The following is a 20,818-nucleotide window of genomic DNA, read 5'->3' on the forward strand; positions in this document are numbered from 1 at the left end:
GGGGCGCGACACGCCCACCAGGTTACGCCCGCCTGAGCGTCAGTATGGCCAAGCCAGGGCGCCCCGGCGCCCCCTTCCGGCGCCGTACAGCGCCGAAACGTCCGCCGTTCGGCGCATCCGCGCAGGTGGGCCGGGCGCCGCGGCGGCTCAGCCGACCGTCAAGAAGCCTTCCTCGATCAGCGCCCGGACCGCGTCGAGGGAGCCGGAGCGCAAGGTGGGCGGGTCGATCCCGAACTGCCCGGCGATCGCGTCCAGCAGGTCGCCGAGCAGCCGCTCGCCGTCCGCCGCGCCCACCACCGCGATCCCGACCGGGTCGATCTCGCCGCTGGCCCGCAGGCCGCCGGTCTGCCGCAGCCGGGTGGCGGCCGGCGCCCAGCCGTCGTCCCCGAGCTCCGCGCTCTGCTCCAGCACGACGCCCGGAGCCACGCTCAGCGCCGTGCCCAGCAGCTCCTCGTCCTCGACCTCGGTGAGGAACTCGTGCCGGGCGAACCACTCCGGCACGTGCGCGCCGAGCGGCTGCTCGATCTGCCGGGTCAGCTCTTCGAGCCGGACGGTGGGCAGGTCGGCCCCGGAGTTGTGCAGGATGATCCAGCCGAAGGCCACGCCCTCGATCTGGTTCGCTGCGAAATAGTCGAGATAGGCCTGGTAGCGCTGGATGTACTGGGACGAGCTGTGGTCGCCGGAGTCCCGGAGCCACAGCTCGGCGTACTCGGCCGGATCCTGCAGCTCCCGCTGCACCACCCACGCGTCGCAGCCGGTGCCGCGGATCCAGGGCGCCAGCCGTTCCCGCCAGTCCTGCCCCGCCACGTGCAGCCAGTTGGCCAGCACGTGGCAGTAGCCGCCCTCGGCCAGGTGGCTCGGCGCCTGCTCCAGGAAGCGACGGCACAGCTCGTCGCCCGGCAGGCCCGCGTCGCGGTACGTGAACCGGCCCTTGCCCGCTGCGGACTCGGGCGAGATGACGAACGGAGGATTGGAGACGATCAGGTCGTAGCGCTCGTCCTTGACCGGCTCGAACAGGCTCCCGCCGCGCAGGTCGATCCGCTCGGCCTCGGCCGACCCCAGCGAGAGTGCCGCAGTGAGCCGGGCGAAGTCGAGCGCGCGAAGGTTCAGGTCCGTCGCCGTCACCCGGCGCGCGTGCCGGGACAGATGCAGCGCCTGCACCCCGCACCCCGTGCCCACGTCGAGCGCGCTGTCCACGTCCTGGCGGACCGTCAGCTGAGCCAGCGTGGTCGAGGCCCCGCCGACACCCAGCACGTAGTCCGGCCGCATCGGCGCGTTGCGTCCGGTCACCAGGCCCGCGCCGAGGTCGGACACGAGCCACCAGTCGATATCCGACTCCCCGTAGGGCCTGATGTCCACGAGCGCCCGCACGGTACCGTCCGTGCGGTCCTCGGCGACCAGCCCGCCGGCGAGCGCGTCCTCGAGCGGCAGCGCCGCGCCGGCCGCGCCCCGGTCCACGTCCTCTTGCAGCACGAAGAGCTTGGTGAGCGTCGCCACCGGAGAGTCGTCCTCGGCCACCGCGTATGACGCGGCCACAGACTCGTTGCGCGCGAGAGCCGAGTAAGCCGTCGCGCCCATCGCCTCCAGGCAGCCGTCGACGGTGTAGTCGGCCTTCTCCAGCGCCGCACGCAGCCGCTCGATCGCCGCGGGATCCCGCATCAGCTCGTTCACACGGCCAGCCTACTGTCCCCGCCCTGGAGCCCCCGGCAAAGCACGAGGCCCGGCACATGTGTGCCGGGCCTCGCGAGTGTTCGAACTACGCGACGCTGGTCGCGCCGTCGTGGTCCAGGGTCGGCGTGCCCTGAGTCGGCACCTCCGCCTTGACCGCGATCGACTTGCGCTTGGAGTTCCACACCGCGACCACGATCACCAGGAACGCGGCCGCGGCGATCAGCCCGCGGACCGCCGGGTTGCTCCCGGTGCCCAGCGACAGGCCCACGATCGCCGGCGCCACCAGCAGCGAAACCAGGTTCATCACCTTGATCAGCGGGTTGATGGCCGGGCCCGCGGTGTCCTTGAACGGGTCGCCGACGGTGTCACCGATGATCGTGGCAGCGTGCGCGTCCGAGCCCTTGCCACCGTGGTGCCCGTCCTCGACCAGCTTCTTCGCGTTGTCCCAGGCGCCACCGGAGTTGGCCAGGTACACCGCCATCAGCGTGCCGGTGCCGATCGCGCCGGCCAGGTACGAGCCGAGCGCGCCGACACCGAGCGAGAAGCCGACCGCGACCGGCGCCATCACCGCGAGCAGACCCGGGGTGACCAGCTCGCGCAGCGAGTCGCGGGTGCAGATGTCCACCACCCGCCCGTACTCCGGCCGCCCGGTGCCCTCCATGATCCCGGGGATCTCGGCGAACTGCCGCCGCACCTCGAAGACCACCGCGCCGGCCGCGCGGGAGACCGCGTTGATCGCCAGCCCGGAGAACAGGAAGACCACCGCGGCGCCCAGCAGCAGGCCGACCAGGTTGCGCGGGTCCGCGACGTTGAGGATGCCGAGGTACTGCAGGTCCCCGGAGACGCCGCTGTTGGGCACGTAGTGCTTGTCGCCCACGGCCTGGGCCACCGCGTCCTGGAAGGAGCCGAACAACGCCGTGGCCGCGAGCACGGCCGTGGCGATCGCGATGCCCTTGGTGATCGCCTTCGTGGTGTTGCCCACCGCGTCGAGCGAGGTGAGCACCTGGGCCGCCTCGCCGTGCACGTCGCCGGACATCTCCGCGATGCCCTGCGCGTTGTCCGAGACCGGGCCGAAGGTGTCCATCGCCACGATGACGCCGACCGTGGTCAGCAGACCGGTGCCGGCCATCGCCACGCAGAAGAGCGAGAGCATGATCGAGCCGCCGCCGAGCAGGTAGGCGCCGAACACGCCCGCGCCGATCAGCAGGGCCGAGTAGACCGCGGACTCCAGGCCGAGCGAGATGCCGGAGAGGATGACCGTGGCCGGACCGGTCAGCGAGGTCTTGCCGACGTCCTTGACCGGACGGAAGGCCGTGTCGGTGAAGTAGCCGGTCAGCTGCTGGATCGCCACCGCGACCACGATGCCGATGATGACCGAGATGATCGCGATCACGCGTGGGTTGCCCGTCGCGTTCGCGATCGTGGTGTTGGTCAGTTTCGACATCGAGCTCGGCAGATAGGCGAAGGCCGCGATGACCACCAGGACCACCGACGCCGCCGCCGAGACGAAGAAGCCGCGGTTGATCGACTGCATGCCCGAGCGGTCGCCCGGCCGCGGCGAGACCGCGAAGATGCCGATCACGGCCGTGATGACGCCGATCATCGGGACCAGCAGCGGGAAGACCAGCCCCTGGTTGCCGAACGCGGCCGAGCCCAGGATGAGCGCCGCCACCAGGGTGACCGCGTAGGACTCGAACAGGTCGGCCGCCATGCCGGCGCAGTCGCCGACGTTGTCGCCCACGTTGTCCGCGATGGTGGCGGCGTTGCGCGGGTCGTCCTCGGGGATGTTGTTCTCCACCTTGCCGACCAGGTCGGCGCCGACGTCCGCGGCCTTGGTGAAGATGCCGCCGCCGACTCGCATGAACATGGCCAGCAGCGCGGCGCCGAAGCCGAAGCCCTCGAGCACCTTGGGCGCCTCGCCCTGATAGGCCATCACCACGACGGCGGCGCCGAGCAGGCCGAGGCCGACGGTGAACATGCCGACCACACCGCCGGTGCGGAAGGCGATCCGGGTGGCCCGGTTGGCCCCCGACTCCTTGGCCGCCGCCGCCACCCGCACGTTCGCCCGCACGGCCAGGCGCATGCCCACGGTGCCGGTGATCGCCGAGAAGCCGGCGCCGAGCAGGAAGAAGACGGAACGGCCGATCCGGACGTTCCAGTTGTCCGCGGGCAGCGCCAGCAGCAGGAAGAACGCCACTGTGGCGAAAATGGAAAGGGTGCGGAACTGCCGCGCGAGATAGGCGGTGGCGCCTTCCTGAACCGCTCCGGCGATCTCCTTCATCTTCTCGGTACCCTCGCTGGCCGCGTTGACCTCGCGCACGAGGTAGCCCGCTACGGCGAGGGCTGCCAACGCGACGATCGCGACCAGGATGACCAGTGTGAAGTTGCCGCCGGAAAGCTTCGGCGCGGCGGCCAGTGTCGGCTCTGAGAGCCGGGGCATCGCGTCCTCCTTGACGTAGTCGCCCCAGGTTCCGTCAAGGAGAGCTGATGGTACTCCTGACAGTGCGGAGCGTTCAGTGGATCCGGAGTTTACGCACGCGCACTGGCTTAGACCAGCGCCGAGTGAAGAGTTGATCACGTAAGGACATGTGATCCACGTCTCAACGAGCGAGGATGACGCGGCCCGCGGCATCCCGGCAGGGCGAAGTTCACCCCTGCGGGTGCCCCGGTCTCTGACCAGACGTCTGTTTCGCGGAGGATACGGCGGCGGAGGGCCGTACGGCGGGGGATCGTGCTGCGCGCGGCGGCCCGCACAGCAAGGGTTCCGACACGGCGTCAGTTAATCCGGGCGGCGGGGCCGCGCACTCGGGTCTGTGGTTCGCACGGTCGGGTCCGTGTCCGTGCTTCACGCGGCCGGGCCGGGCGCCGGCGGCGTGGAGGCCCACACTCCGCTCGGTTCGCGCCGCGAGTGGACGGCCGCAGCGGTCTTCCGCATCCCTGCCCCGTTTATTCGCCCGCGTTTCCCTAACGCCTATTTCTTCATCCCGCTATGCACTGACTCTGTATTGACCCCCACACCCTCCACCCCGCCAATCGAACTCATATAGCTAAGCGCTTATGCGTCTATCCCCCGATATGCCGATCGGGGGCCGCCACGGCGTCATGCCGTCGACGGCCCCCGATTCGACAGTCTTCGGGTGCCTCATGCGTCTGGGCGCTCTGCCCAAACCCGCCGGACTGTGCGCGGCACTACTTCCGCGCACCACCGCGCATCGCTGCGCGGCCTTCGTCCGGCCGTCCTTCAGCTGTAATCCGGATGCTGCACCGGCCAGCCCATGCGGATCACTCCGCCGGCCGGCACGGTCTCCACCTCCAGGTCGTCCACCAGGCCGCGCAAGACGGCCAGGCCCATGTCGACCTCGACGCCGTTGGGGTCGAATCCGCCGGACTCCCCGCCCTCGCCGCCGTCCTCCTGCTTGGGCACGGGACCGCCGGTGACCAGGTCGGCCACCTCCACCCGGAAGCGTTCCCCGGGCGGAGCGAAGCGGACGAGCACCGGCTCGCCGGGGGCCACCGAGCGGTGCAGCCCGACGGCCCGCGAGCACGCCTCACCGACCGCCAGCCGGACCTCGTCGAGCAGGCCGTCCTCCACGCCTGCCCGGCGGGCGAGCGCCACCGCCACCAACCGCGCGGTGCGCACGTGCTCCGGCAGCGGCGCGAACCGGAGGGACACGCCGTCCGCCGCCTGCCCTTCCTCGGCCGCGGCGGGCCCGGCAGCCTCAACACCCGTCATCTGATCCTCCGCAATCTCGAGCTTTGGGTGCACCGGCGCCGGGCCGTCAGTCGGTGGCCGAAGTCGCTTCCTCGACGCTCTGGTGGATGGGGAAGACCTTGGTCAGACCGGTGATCCGGAAGATCTTCAGAATGCGCTCCTGGGTGCACACCAGACGCAGCGAGCCGTCGTGGGCGCGCACCCGCTTGAGGCCGCCAACCAGCACGCCAAGGCCGGTGGAATCGAGGAAGTCCACCGCCTCCATATCCACCACGAGGTGGTAACGTCCCTGGTTCACCAGGTCCACCAGCTGCTCGCGCAGCTTCGGGGCGGTGTAGACGTCGATTTCGCCGCCGACTTCGATGACCGTGCGGTCACCTTCGTGCCGGGTCGACAGGTACAGATCCACGGGTCCTCCAGCACTGCTTCATATGCGTATTCCGCAACCGTCTCGCCGAGCGCGCGAGCCGGGCCCGGTTCCATCGGTACCCTGCATTCAATCACTCTCCGGGGACAGCCGGTGACGGATTGCCCCACCTTTCCGGCAAAGCCTTCCCCTGCTTCACCACGAAGAGTGGCTTGGTGCGTACCACGACGGCCAGGAGCGCCTAACCTCTTACTACCATGCCACGTTCGCGGACCGCTGAGGAGATCCTTCGGCGACTTGTCTTTCTCGGCGGCCCCTCGCGCGAGGGGAGCGCCGTCCATGTCGAGCAGGTCGACGCCCGCCTGCCGCGCTACGGGGAGTGGCCGCAGTGGGCTGACCCGCTGCTGGTCGAGCGGCTGATGGCGAACGGCGTCGAGCGCCCGTGGTCGCACCAGGTCGAGGCGGCCGAGCTGCTGCACGCCGGCCGCCACACGGTTTTGTCGACGGGCACGGCCTCGGGGAAATCCGCGGGCTACCTGCTGCCGGCCCTCTCCCGCCTGCTCGGCGACGCTGAGGCGCGTAGCAAGCGGACGCCCGCGCCAGTGCGCGCCAGCCTCCTGGCTCCGTCCGAAGAGACCCTCGCCCCCGCCGCGCCGAGCGCCCGGCAGCGCGCCGCGACCGTCCTCTACCTCGCCCCGACCAAGGCGCTGGCTGCTGACCAAGCGCGTCGCCTGCGCGAACTCGACCTGCCGCTGCCCCCGGCGGTATGCCTGGACGGCGACACGACGGCCGAGGAACGCCGGTGGATCCGGGAGTACGGCCGGTTCGTCCTGAGCAATCCGGACATGCTGCACTACTCGATGCTGCCCGACCACCGCCGCTGGGCCGGCTTCCTCAGGAGGCTGGCGTACGTCGTGGTGGACGAGTGCCACGGCTACCGCGGCGTGTTCGGCGCGCACGTGTCCGCGGTCCTCAGAAGGCTGCGGCGGCTGTGCGCGTACTACGGTGCTGATCCGATCTTCGCCCTGGCCTCGGCCACCACGGCCGACCCTCAGGCCACTGCCTCGAGGCTGACAGGCCTCGACGTCGAGGCGGTGACAGAAGACGGATCCCCCCGGGGCAGGATGCTGTTCGCCCTGTGGGAGCCGCCGCTGACCGACGCCCGCGGCGAGCGCGGCGCGCCGACCCGGCGCACGGCCGTGGCGGAGACCGCGACGCTGCTGGCGGACCTGGCCGGCGAGCAGGTCCGTACGGTGGCGTTCATCCGGTCGAGGCGCGGCGCCGAACTGGTGTCCATCATGGCCCGCGAGCAGCTGGAGCGCAGCGGCGTGCGAGGCGAGCAGGTCGCCGCGTACCGCGCGGGCTACCTGCGCGAAGACCGCCGAGCGCTGGAGGCGGCGCTGCAGTCCGGACGTCTCACGGCGGTCGCGGCGACCAACGCGCTCGAGCTGGGCGTGGACATCGCCGGCCTGGACGCCGTCGTGATGGCCGGATACCCGGGCACCCGCGCGTCGCTGTGGCAGCAAGCTGGCCGAGCCGGACGCACCGGCCAAGAGGCCCTGGCGGTTCTGGTGGCCCGGGACGACCCGCTGGACACGTACCTGGTGCACCACCCCGAAGCCCTGTTCGGCAAGCCGGTGGAGGCTACGGTCTTCGACCCGGGCAACCCGTACGTGCTCTGGGGCCACCTCTGCGCCGCCGCGGCCGAGCTGCCGTTGCGCAAGGACGACCTCGACCTGTTCGGCCCCGGAGCCCACGCCCTGGCCGAGGAGCTGGGCCGCACCGGCTGGCTGCGCAAGCGAGCCGACGGCTGGTACTGGACCAGGCCCGAACGTGCGGCGGACCTGAGCGACCTGCGCGGCTCCGGCGCCGAGCCGGTGCGCATCATCGAGGCGGACACCGGCAGGCTGCTCGGCATGGCGGACGGCGCCGCCGCGGCCGGAGCGGTACACCCGGGCGCGGTCTACCTGCACCAAGGCGAGAGCTACCTGGTGCGCGACCTCGACCTGGACGCGTCCATAGCGCTGGTCGAGGCAAAGGACCCTGGCTACGCGACGTACGCGCGGGAGCAGGCCGACGTCAGGATCCTCAAGGAAGAACGCGTCGAGGAGTGGAACAGCCACTGCCGAATCGCATACGGCACCGTAGCGGTGACCAGCCGCGTCGTCGGCTACCTCAAGCGCGACAGCCGAACCGGCCAGGTGCTCGGTGAAGAGCCGCTCGACCTGCCCGAGCACACGCTGACGACGAAGGCAGTGTGGTGGACGGTGACCCCCGCCGGCCTCGAAGAAGCCCTCCTCGGCGCCCCCGACGTCCCCGGCGCCGCCCACGCGGCGGAGCACGCCTCGATCGGCCTCCTCCCCCTGTTCGCCGACTGCGACAGATGGGACCTCGGCGGCCTGTCCGCCGCCGAGCACCCCGACACGGGCCTCGCCACCGTGTTCGTGCACGACGGCCTGCAAGGCGGAGCCGGCTTCGCCGAGCGCGGCTTCGCCAAGGCCCGAGACTGGCTCACCGCGACACGCGACGCCATCGCCGCCTGCGAGTGCCGCACCGGCTGCCCGTCCTGCGTGCAGTCCCCGAAGTGCGGCAACGGCAACGAACCATTGGACAAGACGGGTGCCATCCGGCTCCTGGAGGTTTTGCTCAAGCCCAGCTAGAGGGTATGGAGCTCGTCAGCGGCACGGAACGAGCGGAGCTGAACAGGCAGGGCAAGAGCGGAACGGGCAGAGCCGGCAATGCAGGCGAGCAGGCGGAACGACCGCTGAGCGAGCGAGCACCGCGGGACGAGTCGAGACCAGTCGGGTCGGACGAGTCGAGACCAGCGGGCACGTCACGCTCACGGACCAGAGACTGAGCTCTCAGCGGGGCTGAGTGAGCATCAGCTGGGCGGTCCGCGTGCGCCACATACTCAAGTGCTGAGTAATCAGCACAGGCCGGTATGAACCAGCGATGTTCTGCACTCCTGGTCTGCCCCGCACGTTCACCGTCATGCATCAGCCGGTCGCGGGCAAGTCGCCCCGGCCTAGCGCTGGCCCCGGACGGCGAGGCGCCTCCGGCTGAACAGCTGACAGCTGACGGCGGCTGCCACCGGCTGACGGCCCACGGCCACCGCAGACGACCACTGACGACCGAGCATCGACGAACAGCGAAGGCAGGCGACCCGGATGATAGCCGTGGCGGTAGCCGTGATCATCGGCGTCGTGGCCGTGACCTGCGGCATCGTCGCCGACTCGAATCATCCGGACTCGCTCGCCTTCCTCGGCGTCATGGTCCGCACCACTGCCGCCCAGATCTTCCTCGCCGGCGCCATATGTACCTGGGCACTCTTCGCCGCCCTCTGGCTGCTGTCCGCGGGCATCAGGCGTTCGCGCGAGCGCGGCATCGAGCTCAGGGCCCTGCGCGCCGCGGCGTCCGGCGTCGACTTCGAGGCCGAGGAGCAGGCTGCCGCGGCGGCTGCCGCAGCGGCGGCGGCCGGGTCCATGGCCTCGTACCCGAACGCCTACCCCGGAGCGGGAGCCCACGGCTATCCGGGCGGAGATGCGTATGGCTATCCGGGAGCGAACGCACCCGGGAGCTGGACGGCCCACGCCGCGGCTCCACCGACGGGTCAGCCGGGCCAAGGCCCTGCCGTCAACGGCGAGGGCCAGGACGCGCCGACCTCATCCGACGACGGGCCGTCTGACGAGCTCATGGCCTTCGGCTCGCGGGAGGCCCCGCCGGAGTGGTCGGCACCCCACAGCCTGCGGGCAGAGCCCGACGACTGGGCAAGCCGTCTCGCACCCTCGTCGGACGACGCGGAGGCACCTCGCCGCAGGCCGTCGGCGCCTGACTACTGGGCCAGCGGTCCGCTGACCGGCTTGGATGACGAGCCCACGGCGTTCGGCAACTTCCTCGGCTTCGACCCGCTCCGTCCTTCGGCGTTCTCCGCCGCACCGCCCTTCTTCGATCAGTTCACCTCCGATCCCCTTCAGGCCACGGCCGAGTACCCCTGCTCAGGTCATGCCGCCTCCGATCCCGGCGACGCCGTCCCGCCGCGCTGCGGACCCGTCGGTCCCGCTCTCGCCGACGGGACCAGCCCGGCTGCCGGCCTGGACGGAGTCGATCCGCGACGAGCCAGGAAGCCCTTCGGCGAATGAGCCGAGCAGGGGCATGTTCCGCGCCACCGAGATCGAGCAGTCGAGGGGCTCGCAGGCGCAGGACACCAGGCTCGCCCCTGCTCGCCGGGCCGCGATGGCAGCGGCGGCGCAGGGGGCCGGGCCGTCCTGTGCCGAGAGCCGTTGCAAGGCGGCTCGTGCCGCGGTGAGCGCCGCGGTGTCGGCGGCGCGCTCCGCCGAGTGGCGCGTGCTCTCTGCGGCGGTCCACAGCAGCGCCCAGGCGACCGCGGACGAGACCAGCGTCAGCGCACAGATGGCCCAGATCGTCGCCGAGCCGCGCTCCCGGTCCGCCCGGTGACCTCCAAGGCCCACGGGACCCAGCTGCCGAGTCGCAATGCGCCCGAACACGATGCGACCAGTCAGCCGGCGCCCCGCTCGCCCTCGGTGCCACGCTGCCGACAACGGTGGGTGAATTGAAGCGATCATGCATCACATCCTTCGACTGCTGGTTCGCAGGGCACTGTCGCGACTCCCACGACGCTGACGTCCGGCAGGAATCGGCTGACGATTCCCCGGTCGTGCTCCACCCGCACGGTCAGTGACCCGTCGGCCTCACGAACCGTGGCGCTTGCTCCGGCCGGCGCATATTGGCCGACCAAAGTCGTCAGGGCTGAACTCGGGGAACCTCGCGCCAGCGCACGCGCCGTCTCCCAAGCAGCGTCCGTGCATCTGATCTGGTCGCCCGCCAGCACGACGAGCATCGTCAGGGCGTAGCCGAAGCCGAGGAGCACCGGCAGGAGCAGGGCCGTCTCGGCCGTGACGTATCCCGCCTCCAGCTCCGAGCCGCAGGGCCAGGACCGGGCGAAGTGCCGGGTCAGCCAGTCGCGCGTCATCCGGCGACTCCGAGCGCACGGTGGATGAGCCCTTCCAGCGCGGCGGCCACCGAGCCGCCGGTCAGAATCTTGTAGAGCACTGCCGCGAATGCGCATGCTGCGAGCGTTCCGATGGCGTATTCGGCCGTGGTGGTGCCCGCTTCCGGGTCGGCATTGAGCCCGATGCGGTAGCGCGGGCGGAAACGCGGAACGGGATACGCGCGCGGATTCGGGGCGAGGTGGATGAAGGCGCTCGGGACCGGGCCGGAAGCGAACGCCAAGGCGAGCGCGGGCAGGTGCGGCGTGGGCCGCTGATGCGGCGCGAGCATGGCCATGATGGACCTTTCGTCGGGCGCGTTATGCGCAAGGTTGAGCAGTCGGCATTGCGGCTGAAAATGGCGGACGCGGGATGCGGCGCAGCGGAAGTCGGAAGGCGGAAGGGCGGAAGGCGGAAGGGCGGAAGATGGAAGCTAAGCGTGGACGCGAGATAGCAACCCGAGGGCAGTCGGTAGGACGCCGAGAAGCACGAACGCCGGCAGGAAACAGGCCGCGAGAGGCGCGGTCGCCCTGACACCGACCGCGTGGACCTCGGCGAGAAGCGCGGCCGATGCCGCCTCGCGCAATTCGTGCGCAGCCCTGGCCACCGTGGTCGCGGCTGGGGCTCCCGTCCGACCGGCGCGGATGACCGCCGCAGCAAGCGGGGCGGTCGCCTCGTCTTCGGCGAATGCACTCCAGGCTGCTTGAGCGTCGGTGCCTGCGAGAAGCGCCATGGCCGCGTCATGGAATCGGCATGCCAGTAAGTCGGTATCGGTCAATGCTTCGCGGTTCGTTTCTCGCTGCATGGCGGGCAGTTCGATGACCTGTGTTGACGGATCCGTTCTGAGCCCACCGGATTGCGCGTACTCGAACTCTCGCTCGGCCCGAGCAGGCGGGGCGGGTACCACGTCGCTCCCGAATGCCTGGGCGACTGTCAGAGCGGCATCAGCAGGCTGCAACCCGGCTGCCAACGCTGCGGCGAACAGGTCGGCGAGCGGCGGCACTTGGGCGCATGCGCGGGTCTTTCGGCGCATGCCGACCTTCGCTCTGCGTCGCGCCAATGCGATCAGCGTGCCGACGGCGCCGAAGAGTGCTGCTGGAACAGCCATCGGCCCGCCGATGAGGCATGCCGCCGCCACACCGCCGAGTACCGCCCACGCGGCGTCCGGCATCGTGGGACGTCGGAGCCGGATCGAGGTCCACGCGACAGCGAACGGATCCGCCCGAACCACAGCGGGCATGCTCGGCAGCGACGGCAAGCGGCTTCGGCGCAGAGCGAGCGCACAGATTCCGAGCATCATCGCGGCCGCCGCCTCCCAGGCTCGCGAGCCCGGCTGGCTGAGCGCGTTGACGTGCTGGGGGATCAGAAGGATGGTGCGAGCGCCCGACATCGTGGGAGTACCCGTGGCACCAGTGATGCCGGTGGGCTTCGGCCAGGGGGTAGGCCACGTCTCACCTTGAGAGCCGCCCATGGTGATTCCTGCCTCGTTCGGCGTTCCACTCATGCCCACGCCTCCTTCTTACGTCCGGTGCGGAACGGACCTGGCTCCAGTCGGAGACCGGCGACGAGCTGGTCCGTCCAGAGCAGCCCGCACAGATCGAGGCCGATGCCGAAGATCAGACACAGTTGACCTGCCATGTGATGCAGGAGCACGCCACCCGGATCCGCGCCGAGCGCGAGCCCGAGAGCGATGCCGAAGGCAGGCAACGCGGCGAGTAGGAGGATGGTCGCGCGGATGCCGGCGAGTTCGACCGCCACGGCCCGCGCGCGTGCCGTTTCCGCTTTCAGCCCTTCCTCGATGCCGGCCACCGCTTCAGTCAGCCTCACGCCGTGGCGGTCCGCGGCATGCCAGCACGCTGCGAGGGCTCGCAAAGCGCGACGGCCCGGGAGTGCAGCGTGTGCGGTGAGAAAGCGGACGAGGTCGAGGTTCGGGCTCGGCACACTCGCCTTCTCCGCCATGTCACGCAACTCCGGACGGCTCCAAATCGCGGACATGAAGGCTGCTCGCGGCTGAAGGCCCGCCTCGAGTTCGGCGCGCAGGGCGGTGCACAGAGCAGCCACCGCCTCGCGTTGGGCGTCGTAGTGTGCCCATCGGCGACGCCGGGCACGTCGGTACGCGAGGACCGCCACCGTCGGCGGCAAAACCAGCAGCGGCATCAGCGAATGGCAGATAAGGCTCAACAATCCGGCGACGAGCACCGTCGCGGCCGCGGGCAATCGCCGACCCGGCCCCAGCAATTCGGCAATGTTCATCAGGCTTCTCCATGACGGTCGGCGGTCGGCTGATACATTCCGCTGCGGTGGATGTAGGGACGGTCGCGCCCGCTGAACTCCTGCGCGATGGCGCGCGGAAAGTCGGTCGGTGCGGAACGGGTCTGGCGAGGTGCGGGCTGTGCCCCGTCGACCCGGCCGAGTTCCTCTTCGAGTTGGCCGAGCCCGGGCCAATCGCGAACCTTGCCGGATTCGTCGAAGCTCAATGCGAGCGCGGCTTGCAGCGGCCCGGTGCCCGGCCGACGTCGCAAGACCGCGATCGACTGAAGGCGGCGACGCCCGCAGCTGTCACGTTCGAGGTGCAGCAGAAGTCGAACGGCGGCCGCGGCCTGACTGTGCACTGCCTCCCGCGAGACGCCCGCCATGAGCGCGAGCGCCTCGATGCGTGCGGGCACGTCCTGCGGACGGTTCGCGTGGAGCGTCCCGCAGCCGCCTTCGTGGCCGGTGTTGAGGGCGGTGAACAGGTCCATGATCTCCGCGCCGCGTGCCTCACCGAGGATGATCCGGTTCGGGCGCATCCGCAGGGCCTGCCGGACCAAATCACGCACGCCCACCTCACCCCGGCCTTCCTGATTGGCCGGCCTGGCCTCGAGACGGATCACGTGCGGATGCGAGGGAGTCAGCTCCGAGCAGTCCTCGACCAGCACCAGACGTTCGGTCGGCTCGACCAGGGACAGCAAGGCGGATAGCAACGTGGTCTTCCCGGTCCCCGCGCCACCGGTGACGAGGAACGAGACTCGCTTGGCCACGATCTCGGCGAGCAGTGCGACGCAGAGCTCGTTCACCGTGCCCATCTCGTGCAGCTCGGCCAACGAGAACGCTCGGCGGCGTGAGGTGCGCAGCGAGATCGTCGTGCCCTCGACGGCGAGCGGCGGCAGGATGGCGTGCATCCGGCTTCCGTCCGGGAGGCGGACGTCGACGTAGGGACTCGCGTCGTCGAGACGGCGTCCTGCCTGCACCGCCAGGCGCTGGGCGTAACGCCGCACAGCCGCCTCGTCGACGAAGCCGTTCTCCACCGGCTCGAGCCGGCCCGCGCGCTCGACCCAGGACGTGCCCGGGCCGTTGATCAGCACGTCGGTGACCTCCGGATCGCGCAGCAGCGCGGCGATCGGATCGGAGCCGAGGAATTGGTCGCAAACCGCCCGCGCGAGCGCGTCGAGGCCTTCGGGGCCGAGCGTGCAGCGTTGCTCGATCAAGGCCGCCCGGACCGCCGCGGGCTCGGGCGCGAGCTTGCCGGCCGCCAGCTGCGCATGCAGAGCGCTGAGGACGCCTCCACTGGATCCGAAGGCTGGGGACTGGGACTGCGGCTGAGATTGAGGCTGAGGCTGAGGCTGGGGTTGCGGATTCACGTCGTCACCGAGCCGAAGAGCGAGTCGACGAAGCGCAGGCAGAAGCGGTCGAGGGAGGCACGCTGCAGCGTCGAGCGGTCGCGGCCGTGCTTGAGGACGCCGGCCAGCGGCAGGCGCAGAGCCTTGGCCAGATGTGCCGGATCGAGCAGGTCTCGGGAGGGCAATCGGGCGACCAATCCCGGGCGCGGGCCGAGCACCCCGAGCTGAGTCAGCAGTCGATGAGCGGAGATGGCCGCGCGCTCGGCAACCGGGACGATCAACAGGCTGTGGGTGGCGTACGCGGCGGCGACGCGGGTCGCATCGCCCAGGGTGCGCGGCAGGTCGACGACGAGGAGTTCGGCCGTGCCGGCCAACTCGCTCAGGGCCAGACGCATGGCGTCCGGCGGAATGGACGCCCCGTCTGGACGACCCCAGCTGAGCACCGTCAGCGCGGATTCCCTTGGACGTAGCGGAAACAGGGCGATGGCCGGCCCCACCGATCCGGCAGACGCGCGCGGACCGGCGGCGCCGTGCAGGCCGGGAGCCCCGGGCGAGAGCTCTTCGGACAGAAGGGTCTCGAGCCCGCCGCCTAGCGGATCGCCGTCGACGAGGACGACGGCGCGGCCGCTGCGCAGAGCGGACCGGGCGAGCCCGGCGGCGAGAGTGGACGCTCCCGCGCCGCCGCAACCGCCGAACACGGCGACGCACGGCGCGGAGTGGTAGCGGGACGCACTGGTCGGCATCGTCTTCGACCCCCTGGGTCCTGGGCAACCGGCGTTTCACCACCGGGCGGACACTTTGCGTGCCCGCACTATCACCATCGGCTATCAGGGAGCATCAATTCCACTGATCATTGAAATCTGTGGATAAGTTGGCCTTGAGCCTGTGGATAAGTTGGCTGATGGGAAACATGAAGGGATGTTCAGTCCCGATCTGAGCGGGCAGAAGCGCCCATCATCCGGAGCGGACGCAGCAGCGCCAGGCACGGGCCCCGCCAGAACGAAGACCAGAGCGAAGCGAAGGGCGCGGACGCGAGAAAGCTGCCGAGAAGCGCGAGACGTGCGCGAGCGAACGGGGAGACCGGCGCACAAAGCGCGGAAACAAAAAAGCTCCGGACGGGTCGCCCGGAGAAAAAGGACGACCCCCGCCGGGGGGGGAGAGCGGGGGTCGTCACCCTGGCGCGGCTCGGGGGGGAGGAGCCGGGCCAAGGCTGCACGGTCGCGAACGATCCGTGACTTCCATGGTGTACCCGAACCGCCCTAAAGGCAAACTGACACCCGGCTGACTACGCCAAACGGCTGAGTCTGTCACCGTGAGCTTCGTCCTGGCGCTCGTTTTCCGGCGCCTGGAGCCCGGTCTCAGGCGTCGGCGGGACGACCCCGGCCCGCTGGGCGCGGCACGGATCCGCGCGTCAGGTGCGTACGACTGGGGCGCTTGTGCCCTCGTCTCCGGGCGCCGGTCCCGTGCGGCATTGAAGCACGTATGCTTCCCTCATGCGCACGGCGGCGTTCTTCGATCTAGACAAGACGATCATCGCGAAGTCCTCCACCTTGGCCTTCGGTCGTTCCTTCTACCAGGGTGGGCTGATCAACCGGCGCGCGGTGCTCAAAACCGCATACGCCCAGTTCGTCTATCTGGCCGGCGGCGCCGACCACGACCAGATGGAGCGGATGCGCAAGTACCTCTCCGACATGTGCACCGGCTGGGACGTCGGGCAGGTCCGGGAGATCGTGGCCGAGACACTGCACGACCTGATCGACCCGCTCATCTACCAAGAGGCCGCGGACCTGATCGCCCAGCACAAGGCGGCCGGACGGGACGTGATCATCGTTTCGTCCTCGGGCGCCGAGGTGGTTGAACCGATCGGGCGGATGGTGGGGGCCGACCGGGTCATCGCCACGCGCATGGTCGAGGAGGGCGGGCGCTACACCGGCGACATCGCGTTCTACGCGTACGCCGAAAACAAGGCTGCCGCGATGAAGGAGCTGGCCGAAGCCGAGGGCTATGACCTGGGCGACAGCTACGCCTACAGCGACTCCTCAACCGACCTGCCGATGCTCGAGGCGGTCGGGCACCCCTACGCGGTCAACCCGGACCGGGCGCTGCGCAAGGAGGCCGGGTCGCGGGACTGGCCGGTGCTGGTGTTCACGAACCCAGTCTCGCTCCGAGCCAAGATGGCCAACATCCAGCTGCCGACGAAGCCGGTGCTGGCGGCGACGGCGGTGGGTGTGGGGACGGCGGCCGCGGCGGGCATCGTCTGGTACGCGCGGCGGAAGACGAAGTCGGGGGACTGAGCGGCCGCGGGGCACCGCCGAAGACCGTGGCAAGGCGGCGCTCCGGACTACGGTCCGGGGCGCCGCCTAAGCAGCGGGATCCGGGGTAGCAGCGTGCACCATTCTTCGCCCAGTTCCGGGCCGTCACCTGGTTTCTCTCCACCCAGGTCTCGGCGGTCCGGCGGCGGGCCCTGACGAGGGTCGGTCGCGCGTGGGTTCCCGAATCTCCGCGTGCGGTCCGTGGGCCGGTCGACTCCAACTCCTTCTTCCTCGGATATACACATATCCTTCGAAGCGGTCTCGCGGGCCGTACTTCCTTTCTAGGCCCATCCCGGGGAGATGGAAAGTGGGGCGCCGGGCCTACGCCGGGATCTTCACCCGGATGGCCCAAGGTCGCCCCACCGCCACACCATCGCCGCAGGTCAGAAGCCTGCCTATCCGCGCATCAGTGCTTCGCAGACGGCCATCGACTCCTGCGCTCCCAGCTCCAGAGCCTGGGCGCACGCGGTGATCCACTCGGCGATCCCGACCGCGGTGCCCTGCGCGTACGCGGCGAGCGCCTCGCGGTAGGCGGGCAGGCCCAGCTCGACCCAGCCGACCTCGGGGACGGCCAGCGAGTTGGGGTCGAGGCCGCGGTCGACCAGAAGCAGGCGGAAGACGGCGCGGGCGATGAGCCCGTCGCCCCAGCCGAACGCCGCGATGGACAGCAGCTCCGCGTGCGCGATGGCGGCGACCACGAGGGCCGGCGCCTTGCTCGGCGCGGCGAGCACGCCCGCGAGGGCGGTCAGGCGGGCTGCCGCTTCCTGCGCGTCGACGGGCTCCTGCGGCATCGCGGGCTCGGCCGCGACGGGCTCGCCCTCGATGCGCGGGCGGCCGATCCTGGTCGGGTCCACCTCGCCGGCGGCCGCGAGCAGGTGCATCCGCGTCAGTGCTTGGGCCGGGGCCTGACGGAGGATCGGGAGCAGCTCGCCGAGTTCACCGGAGATCCGCAGCGCGCCGCGGACCGCCGCGGCGCCCACCTCGTCGCCCAGGTCGGTGCGCCGTCGCAGCTCTTCCAACGGCCAGTCGGCTCCGGCCAGGGCGGCCGACGCGCGGGCACCGCGCAGGGCGGATTCGGCCGTCACCTGCGCGCTACGGCTTCGCAACACCTTGTGACCACGCAGCCGGTCCACGGCCACGCGGGACCGCTCGACCGCTTCCTCCACGCCGGGCAGGGCGGCCACCGCCGCCAAAGGATCCGCCTGCACCTGCACTCCTGTCACTGGTTGTCGCACATCTGGATACTACTTCGCCGGATCCGGCGCTTTGTCCGCCCCGTCTTCTTCCGCCCGGCTGCGGACTGCCGTACCGTCGCTGTGTGGATTCAGCCACCACGACCATCGCGGTAGCCGGAGTACTGGCGATCCCTGTGGGCGCCGCCATGCGCGCGGCGCGGCGCCACCATGTCTACGGGACGGCGACCGAACGGGCCGCGTACGAAGCGATGCACACCGTCTCCCTGGCCGCTCCGGCACTGCGCGAGGGCCTGTCGGCCGATTCCGCGCGCAAGGCCGCCCGGCATCTGCGCCGGCTGCTGGACACCACCGCGGTGGCCATCACCGACTCCGAGCAGCTGCTGGCCTGGGAGGGCAGCGGGCACCGGCACGAGTCCGACGCGTATACGCACGCGAAAGAAGTCATCTCGACCGGGCGCGTCAAACTGCTGGACTGGATCGAGTGCGGCAGCGAGGACTGCACCGTGCGGGACGCGGTGATCGCTCCGCTGGTCGTCGAAGGCGAGACGGTCGGCACACTGGCCGCCTACAACACCGCGGCGTCGGTGGCGCTGACCCGGGCCGTGTGCGAGGTGGCCCGCTGGGTCTCCTCGCAGCTCGAGCTCGCCCAGCTCGACCAGTCGCGGGCACGTGCGGTCGAGGCCGAACTCAGGGCCTTGCGTGCGCAGATCTCACCGCACTTCATCTACAACTCGCTCACCGCCATCGCCTCCTTCGTGCGCACCGACCCCGGCCGGGCCAGGGATCTGCTGCTCGAGTTCGCCGACTTCACCCGGTACTCGTTCCGGCGGGGAGGCTCGATGACGACGGTGGCCGAGGAGTTACGCTGCATCGACTGCTATTTCGAGCTCGAACAGGCCAGGTTCGGCGACCAGCTGCAACTGGCCGTGCGCGTGGCGCCGGACATACTCGCGGTGGAGATCCCGTTCCTGTGTCTGCAGCCCCTGGTGGAGAATGCGGTCAGGCACGGGCTGCGCGAGCGAGGCGGCCAAGGCACCGTGACGATCACGGCCGAGCGCCGGGACGCCGACGGGCCCGACGAGCATTACGCCATCGTCATCAGGGACGACGGCGCGGGCATGGACGCCGAGGCCGGCCGCAGTGCTCTGGACGGACGCGGGTCCAACGAAGCGCACGCGCTGTCCAACATCCATGAGCGGCTGCGCGCCGCGTTCGGACCGGAGTACGGGCTCGAGCTCGATTCCGCGCCGGACGCCGGTACCAGCGTCACGGTGCGCATTCCCCGCTAGGGACCCGCCCGCGACGGGCCGACGACGACCAGCAGGCGCGACAGGAGCGGCGCGGTGACGGAACAGCAGAGCGGACTTTCGGTCCTGGCGGTGGACGACGAGAAGCCGGCGCTCGAGGAGTTGGCCTATCTGCTGGGCGCCGATTCCCGGATCTCGAACATCCGCACGGCCAACGGCGCCGCGGAGGCGCTGCGCGCACTCGGCGAGCCGGGGCGGATCGACGCGGTCTTCCTGGACATCCGGATGCCCGGGGTCACCGGGCTGGATCTGGCCGGGACGCTGGCGCGGCGCAAGGACAGCCCGCACGTGGTGTTCGTCACCGCGCATGAGGACTTCGCGGTCAACGCCTTCGACCTGCACGCCGTCGACTACGTGCTCAAGCCGGTGCGCCAGGACCGGCTGGCCGAGGCGGTGCGGCGGGTGGAGGAGCGGCGCAGCGCGCGGGCCAAGGGCGATCAGGCGCCGGACGAGGTGGTGCCGGTGGAGCTGGCGGGAGTCACCCGGTTCCTGTTGCGCTCTCAGATCCGGTTCGTGGAGGCGCACGGCGACTACGCCCGGCTGCACACGTCGGCCGGCTCGCACCTGGTCCGGATCTCGCTGGCGACGCTGGAGGAGCGCTGGACCGAGCACGGCTTCGCCCGGATCCACCGCTCCTACCTGGTCGCCCTGCGACACATCTCCGAGGTGCGCTGGGATGCCGGGCACACCACCGTCACCGTCGGCGGGAAGGTGCTCGCCGTCAGCCGGCGGCACGCGCGCGAGTTGCGTGAACGGCTGGTAAACCTGCCGGGCCAGCGCTCCTGAGGCAGCTCCGTTCGGCGCGCTCCGCCCGCCTTTGGGCGCAAGTGCGCCGGGGATCATTACCGCGAACGGGTGAAACGGGAAGAGGTCGCTCAGGACCCTACAATGGAGAAGGGATCTGAAGGCTGCATGAGCAACGAATCTCCCGCGTCCGCCCCGGCCATCGCCGATCCGGCCCCGCTCGGCCTGCTCGGCTTCGGCTTCACCACCCTCATGCTCTCGCTGAGCAACGCCAACCTGTTCAAGGGCGCTGACGGAGTCGGGCTGGTCCTCGCGCTGGCCGTGTTCTACGGCGGCGGAGCGCAGCTGGTCGCCGGCATCTGGGACTTCCGGCGGGGCAACCTGCTGGGGGCCACGGCGTTCTTCTCGTACGGCTCGTTCTGGCTGATCTTCTGGTACTGGGCCAAGGAGGAAGGTGGCCAGGGCGCCACCGCCAACGGTGTGGCCTGGTTCTTCCTCGGCTGGGCCGTCATCACGGCGATCTTCACCCTCGCCGCGCTGAAGAACTCGCACGCGCTGATCGCGACGCTGTTCTTCCTGACCCTCACGTTCCTGTTCCTGGCCTTCGGGTCTTGGCAGAACGCGACCGGCACCGACCCGGCCGCACTGACCAAGGTCGGCGGCTGGCTCGGCATCGTGACCGGGCTGCTGGCCTGGTACACGGCGGCCTCCACGATCGTCAACACGACGCACAAGCGCGAATTGCTGCCGGCCAACCTCAAGCGCTGATCCGGTCGGCGAAACCCAGGCCGCGGCCCCCTTCCGGGGCCGCGGCCCGCTATCGTGGTCTAGACCAAATTCGGCGCAGACCTTGCGTATCCCTCTGCGGCCTGGTGTGCTTGGGCGCTGGAGGGTTCCGAAACCC

17 protein-coding genes are annotated in these 20,818 nt (G+C 70.4%); 5 read left to right on the forward strand and 12 right to left on the reverse strand.

Annotation, left to right across the window (positions count from 1 at the left end; translation table 11 throughout):
• Positions 1 to 147: 147 nt before the first annotated feature.
• The 4 genes from ACTRO_RS23895 to ACTRO_RS23910 form a co-directional block, all read right to left on the reverse strand.
• The gene (locus ACTRO_RS23895) at positions 148 to 1,671 is read right to left on the reverse strand and encodes a DUF7782 domain-containing protein (RefSeq protein ID WP_245594474.1); all 1,524 of its coding nucleotides are present in this window, start codon (positions 1,669 to 1,671) and stop codon (positions 148 to 150) included.
• Positions 1,672 to 1,756: 85 nt separating this feature from the next.
• Entirely contained in the window at positions 1,757 to 4,111 is a 2,355-nt protein-coding gene (locus tag ACTRO_RS23900; RefSeq protein WP_034266484.1) for a sodium-translocating pyrophosphatase, read from the reverse strand.
• An 801-nt stretch (positions 4,112 to 4,912) separates the two neighbouring features.
• Positions 4,913 to 5,404: an ATP-binding protein gene (locus tag ACTRO_RS23905; protein ID WP_051451290.1), complete on the reverse strand. Its 492-nt coding sequence runs from the start codon at positions 5,402 to 5,404 to the stop codon at positions 4,913 to 4,915.
• Between the two features lie 46 nt (positions 5,405 to 5,450).
• Positions 5,451 to 5,792 (reverse strand): anti-sigma factor antagonist, encoded by a 342-nt coding sequence (locus ACTRO_RS23910; protein WP_034266486.1) that lies wholly within the window; start codon positions 5,790 to 5,792, stop codon positions 5,451 to 5,453.
• A 215-nt stretch (positions 5,793 to 6,007) separates the two neighbouring features.
• On the opposite strand from ACTRO_RS23910, the gene ACTRO_RS23915 reads away from it, so the two are divergent.
• Positions 6,008 to 8,410 carry a DEAD/DEAH box helicase gene (locus tag ACTRO_RS23915; RefSeq protein WP_034266487.1) on the forward strand — a complete coding sequence of 801 codons (2,403 nt, stop codon included), beginning with the start codon at positions 6,008 to 6,010 and terminating at the stop codon, positions 8,408 to 8,410.
• A gap of 1,335 nt (positions 8,411 to 9,745) precedes the next feature.
• On the opposite strand, the gene ACTRO_RS51485 is transcribed toward ACTRO_RS23915, so the two are convergent.
• The 7 genes from ACTRO_RS51485 to ACTRO_RS23955 form a co-directional block, all read right to left on the reverse strand.
• Positions 9,746 to 10,333, reverse strand: a complete 588-nt coding sequence (locus ACTRO_RS51485) for an Rv3654c family TadE-like protein (RefSeq protein ID WP_084316490.1) — start codon at positions 10,331 to 10,333, stop codon at positions 9,746 to 9,748.
• A complete protein-coding gene (locus ACTRO_RS43790) occupies positions 10,330 to 10,740 on the reverse strand; it encodes a TadE family type IV pilus minor pilin (RefSeq protein WP_051451291.1) in 411 nt (136 codons plus the stop codon). The genes ACTRO_RS51485 and ACTRO_RS43790 overlap by 4 nt, the downstream gene beginning before the upstream one ends.
• Positions 10,737 to 11,054, reverse strand: a complete 318-nt coding sequence (locus ACTRO_RS23935) for a DUF4244 domain-containing protein (RefSeq protein WP_245594476.1) — start codon at positions 11,052 to 11,054, stop codon at positions 10,737 to 10,739. Before ACTRO_RS23935 ends, ACTRO_RS43790 begins: the two co-directional genes overlap by 4 nt.
• A gap of 135 nt (positions 11,055 to 11,189) precedes the next feature.
• A complete protein-coding gene (locus tag ACTRO_RS23940) occupies positions 11,190 to 12,260 on the reverse strand; it encodes a type II secretion system F family protein (RefSeq protein WP_157436392.1) in 1,071 nt (356 codons plus the stop codon).
• Positions 12,257 to 13,009: a type II secretion system F family protein gene (locus ACTRO_RS23945; RefSeq protein ID WP_051451292.1), complete on the reverse strand. Its 753-nt coding sequence runs from the start codon at positions 13,007 to 13,009 to the stop codon at positions 12,257 to 12,259. The genes ACTRO_RS23940 and ACTRO_RS23945 overlap by 4 nt, the downstream gene beginning before the upstream one ends.
• On the reverse strand, positions 13,009 to 14,376 hold the full coding sequence (locus tag ACTRO_RS23950) for a TadA family conjugal transfer-associated ATPase (RefSeq protein WP_084316492.1): 1,368 nt from the start codon (positions 14,374 to 14,376) through the stop codon (positions 13,009 to 13,011). The genes ACTRO_RS23945 and ACTRO_RS23950 overlap by 1 nt, the downstream gene beginning before the upstream one ends.
• Positions 14,373 to 15,098 (reverse strand): CpaE-like family protein, encoded by a 726-nt coding sequence (locus tag ACTRO_RS23955; protein WP_051451293.1) that lies wholly within the window; start codon positions 15,096 to 15,098, stop codon positions 14,373 to 14,375. The genes ACTRO_RS23950 and ACTRO_RS23955 overlap by 4 nt, the downstream gene beginning before the upstream one ends.
• A gap of 750 nt (positions 15,099 to 15,848) precedes the next feature.
• Here ACTRO_RS23955 and ACTRO_RS23960 point away from each other — a divergent pair.
• Entirely contained in the window at positions 15,849 to 16,649 is an 801-nt protein-coding gene (locus ACTRO_RS23960; RefSeq protein ID WP_034266494.1) for an HAD family hydrolase, read from the forward strand.
• A gap of 413 nt (positions 16,650 to 17,062) precedes the next feature.
• On the opposite strand, the gene ACTRO_RS23965 is transcribed toward ACTRO_RS23960, so the two are convergent.
• Positions 17,063 to 17,881 carry a Fic family protein gene (locus ACTRO_RS23965; protein WP_157436867.1) on the reverse strand — a complete coding sequence of 273 codons (819 nt, stop codon included), beginning with the start codon at positions 17,879 to 17,881 and terminating at the stop codon, positions 17,063 to 17,065.
• Positions 17,882 to 17,985: 104 nt separating this feature from the next.
• Between ACTRO_RS23965 and ACTRO_RS23970 the strand changes: the two genes are divergently transcribed.
• The 3 genes from ACTRO_RS23970 (at position 17,986) to ACTRO_RS23980 (ending at position 20,682) form a co-directional block, all read left to right on the forward strand.
• Entirely contained in the window at positions 17,986 to 19,152 is a 1,167-nt protein-coding gene (locus ACTRO_RS23970) for a histidine kinase (RefSeq protein WP_084316493.1), read from the forward strand.
• Positions 19,153 to 19,206: 54 nt separating this feature from the next.
• Entirely contained in the window at positions 19,207 to 19,956 is a 750-nt protein-coding gene (locus ACTRO_RS23975) for a LytR/AlgR family response regulator transcription factor (protein ID WP_211244393.1), read from the forward strand.
• Between the two features lie 126 nt (positions 19,957 to 20,082).
• Positions 20,083 to 20,682, forward strand: a complete 600-nt coding sequence (locus ACTRO_RS23980) for an acetate uptake transporter (protein WP_034266497.1) — start codon at positions 20,083 to 20,085, stop codon at positions 20,680 to 20,682.
• Positions 20,683 to 20,818 lie beyond the last annotated feature (136 nt).

It is taken from the genome of Actinospica robiniae DSM 44927, from assembly GCF_000504285.1.
GTDB classification, from domain to species: domain Bacteria; phylum Actinomycetota; class Actinomycetes; order Streptomycetales; family Catenulisporaceae; genus Actinospica; species Actinospica robiniae.

Coding starts and splice junctions, on each gene's coding strand:
- ACTRO_RS23940 (WP_157436392.1), bottom strand. CDS start 12,260: ATGAGTGGAACGCCGAACGAGGCAGGAATCACCATGGGCGGCTCTCAA.
- ACTRO_RS43790 (WP_051451291.1), bottom strand. CDS start 10,740: ATGACGCGCGACTGGCTGACCCGGCACTTCGCCCGGTCCTGGCCCTGC.
- ACTRO_RS23955 (WP_051451293.1), bottom strand. CDS start 15,098: ATGCCGACCAGTGCGTCCCGCTACCACTCCGCGCCGTGCGTCGCCGTG.
- ACTRO_RS23915 (WP_034266487.1), top strand. CDS start 6,008: ATGCCACGTTCGCGGACCGCTGAGGAGATCCTTCGGCGACTTGTCTTT.
- ACTRO_RS23935 (WP_245594476.1), bottom strand. CDS start 11,054: ATGGCCATGCTCGCGCCGCATCAGCGGCCCACGCCGCACCTGCCCGCG.
- ACTRO_RS51485 (WP_084316490.1), bottom strand. CDS start 10,333: ATGATCGCTTCAATTCACCCACCGTTGTCGGCAGCGTGGCACCGAGGG.
- ACTRO_RS23905 (WP_051451290.1), bottom strand. CDS start 5,404: ATGACGGGTGTTGAGGCTGCCGGGCCCGCCGCGGCCGAGGAAGGGCAG.
- ACTRO_RS23960 (WP_034266494.1), top strand. CDS start 15,849: ATGCGCACGGCGGCGTTCTTCGATCTAGACAAGACGATCATCGCGAAG.
- ACTRO_RS23945 (WP_051451292.1), bottom strand. CDS start 13,009: ATGAACATTGCCGAATTGCTGGGGCCGGGTCGGCGATTGCCCGCGGCC.
- ACTRO_RS23980 (WP_034266497.1), top strand. CDS start 20,083: ATGAGCAACGAATCTCCCGCGTCCGCCCCGGCCATCGCCGATCCGGCC.
- ACTRO_RS23900 (WP_034266484.1), bottom strand. CDS start 4,111: ATGCCCCGGCTCTCAGAGCCGACACTGGCCGCCGCGCCGAAGCTTTCC.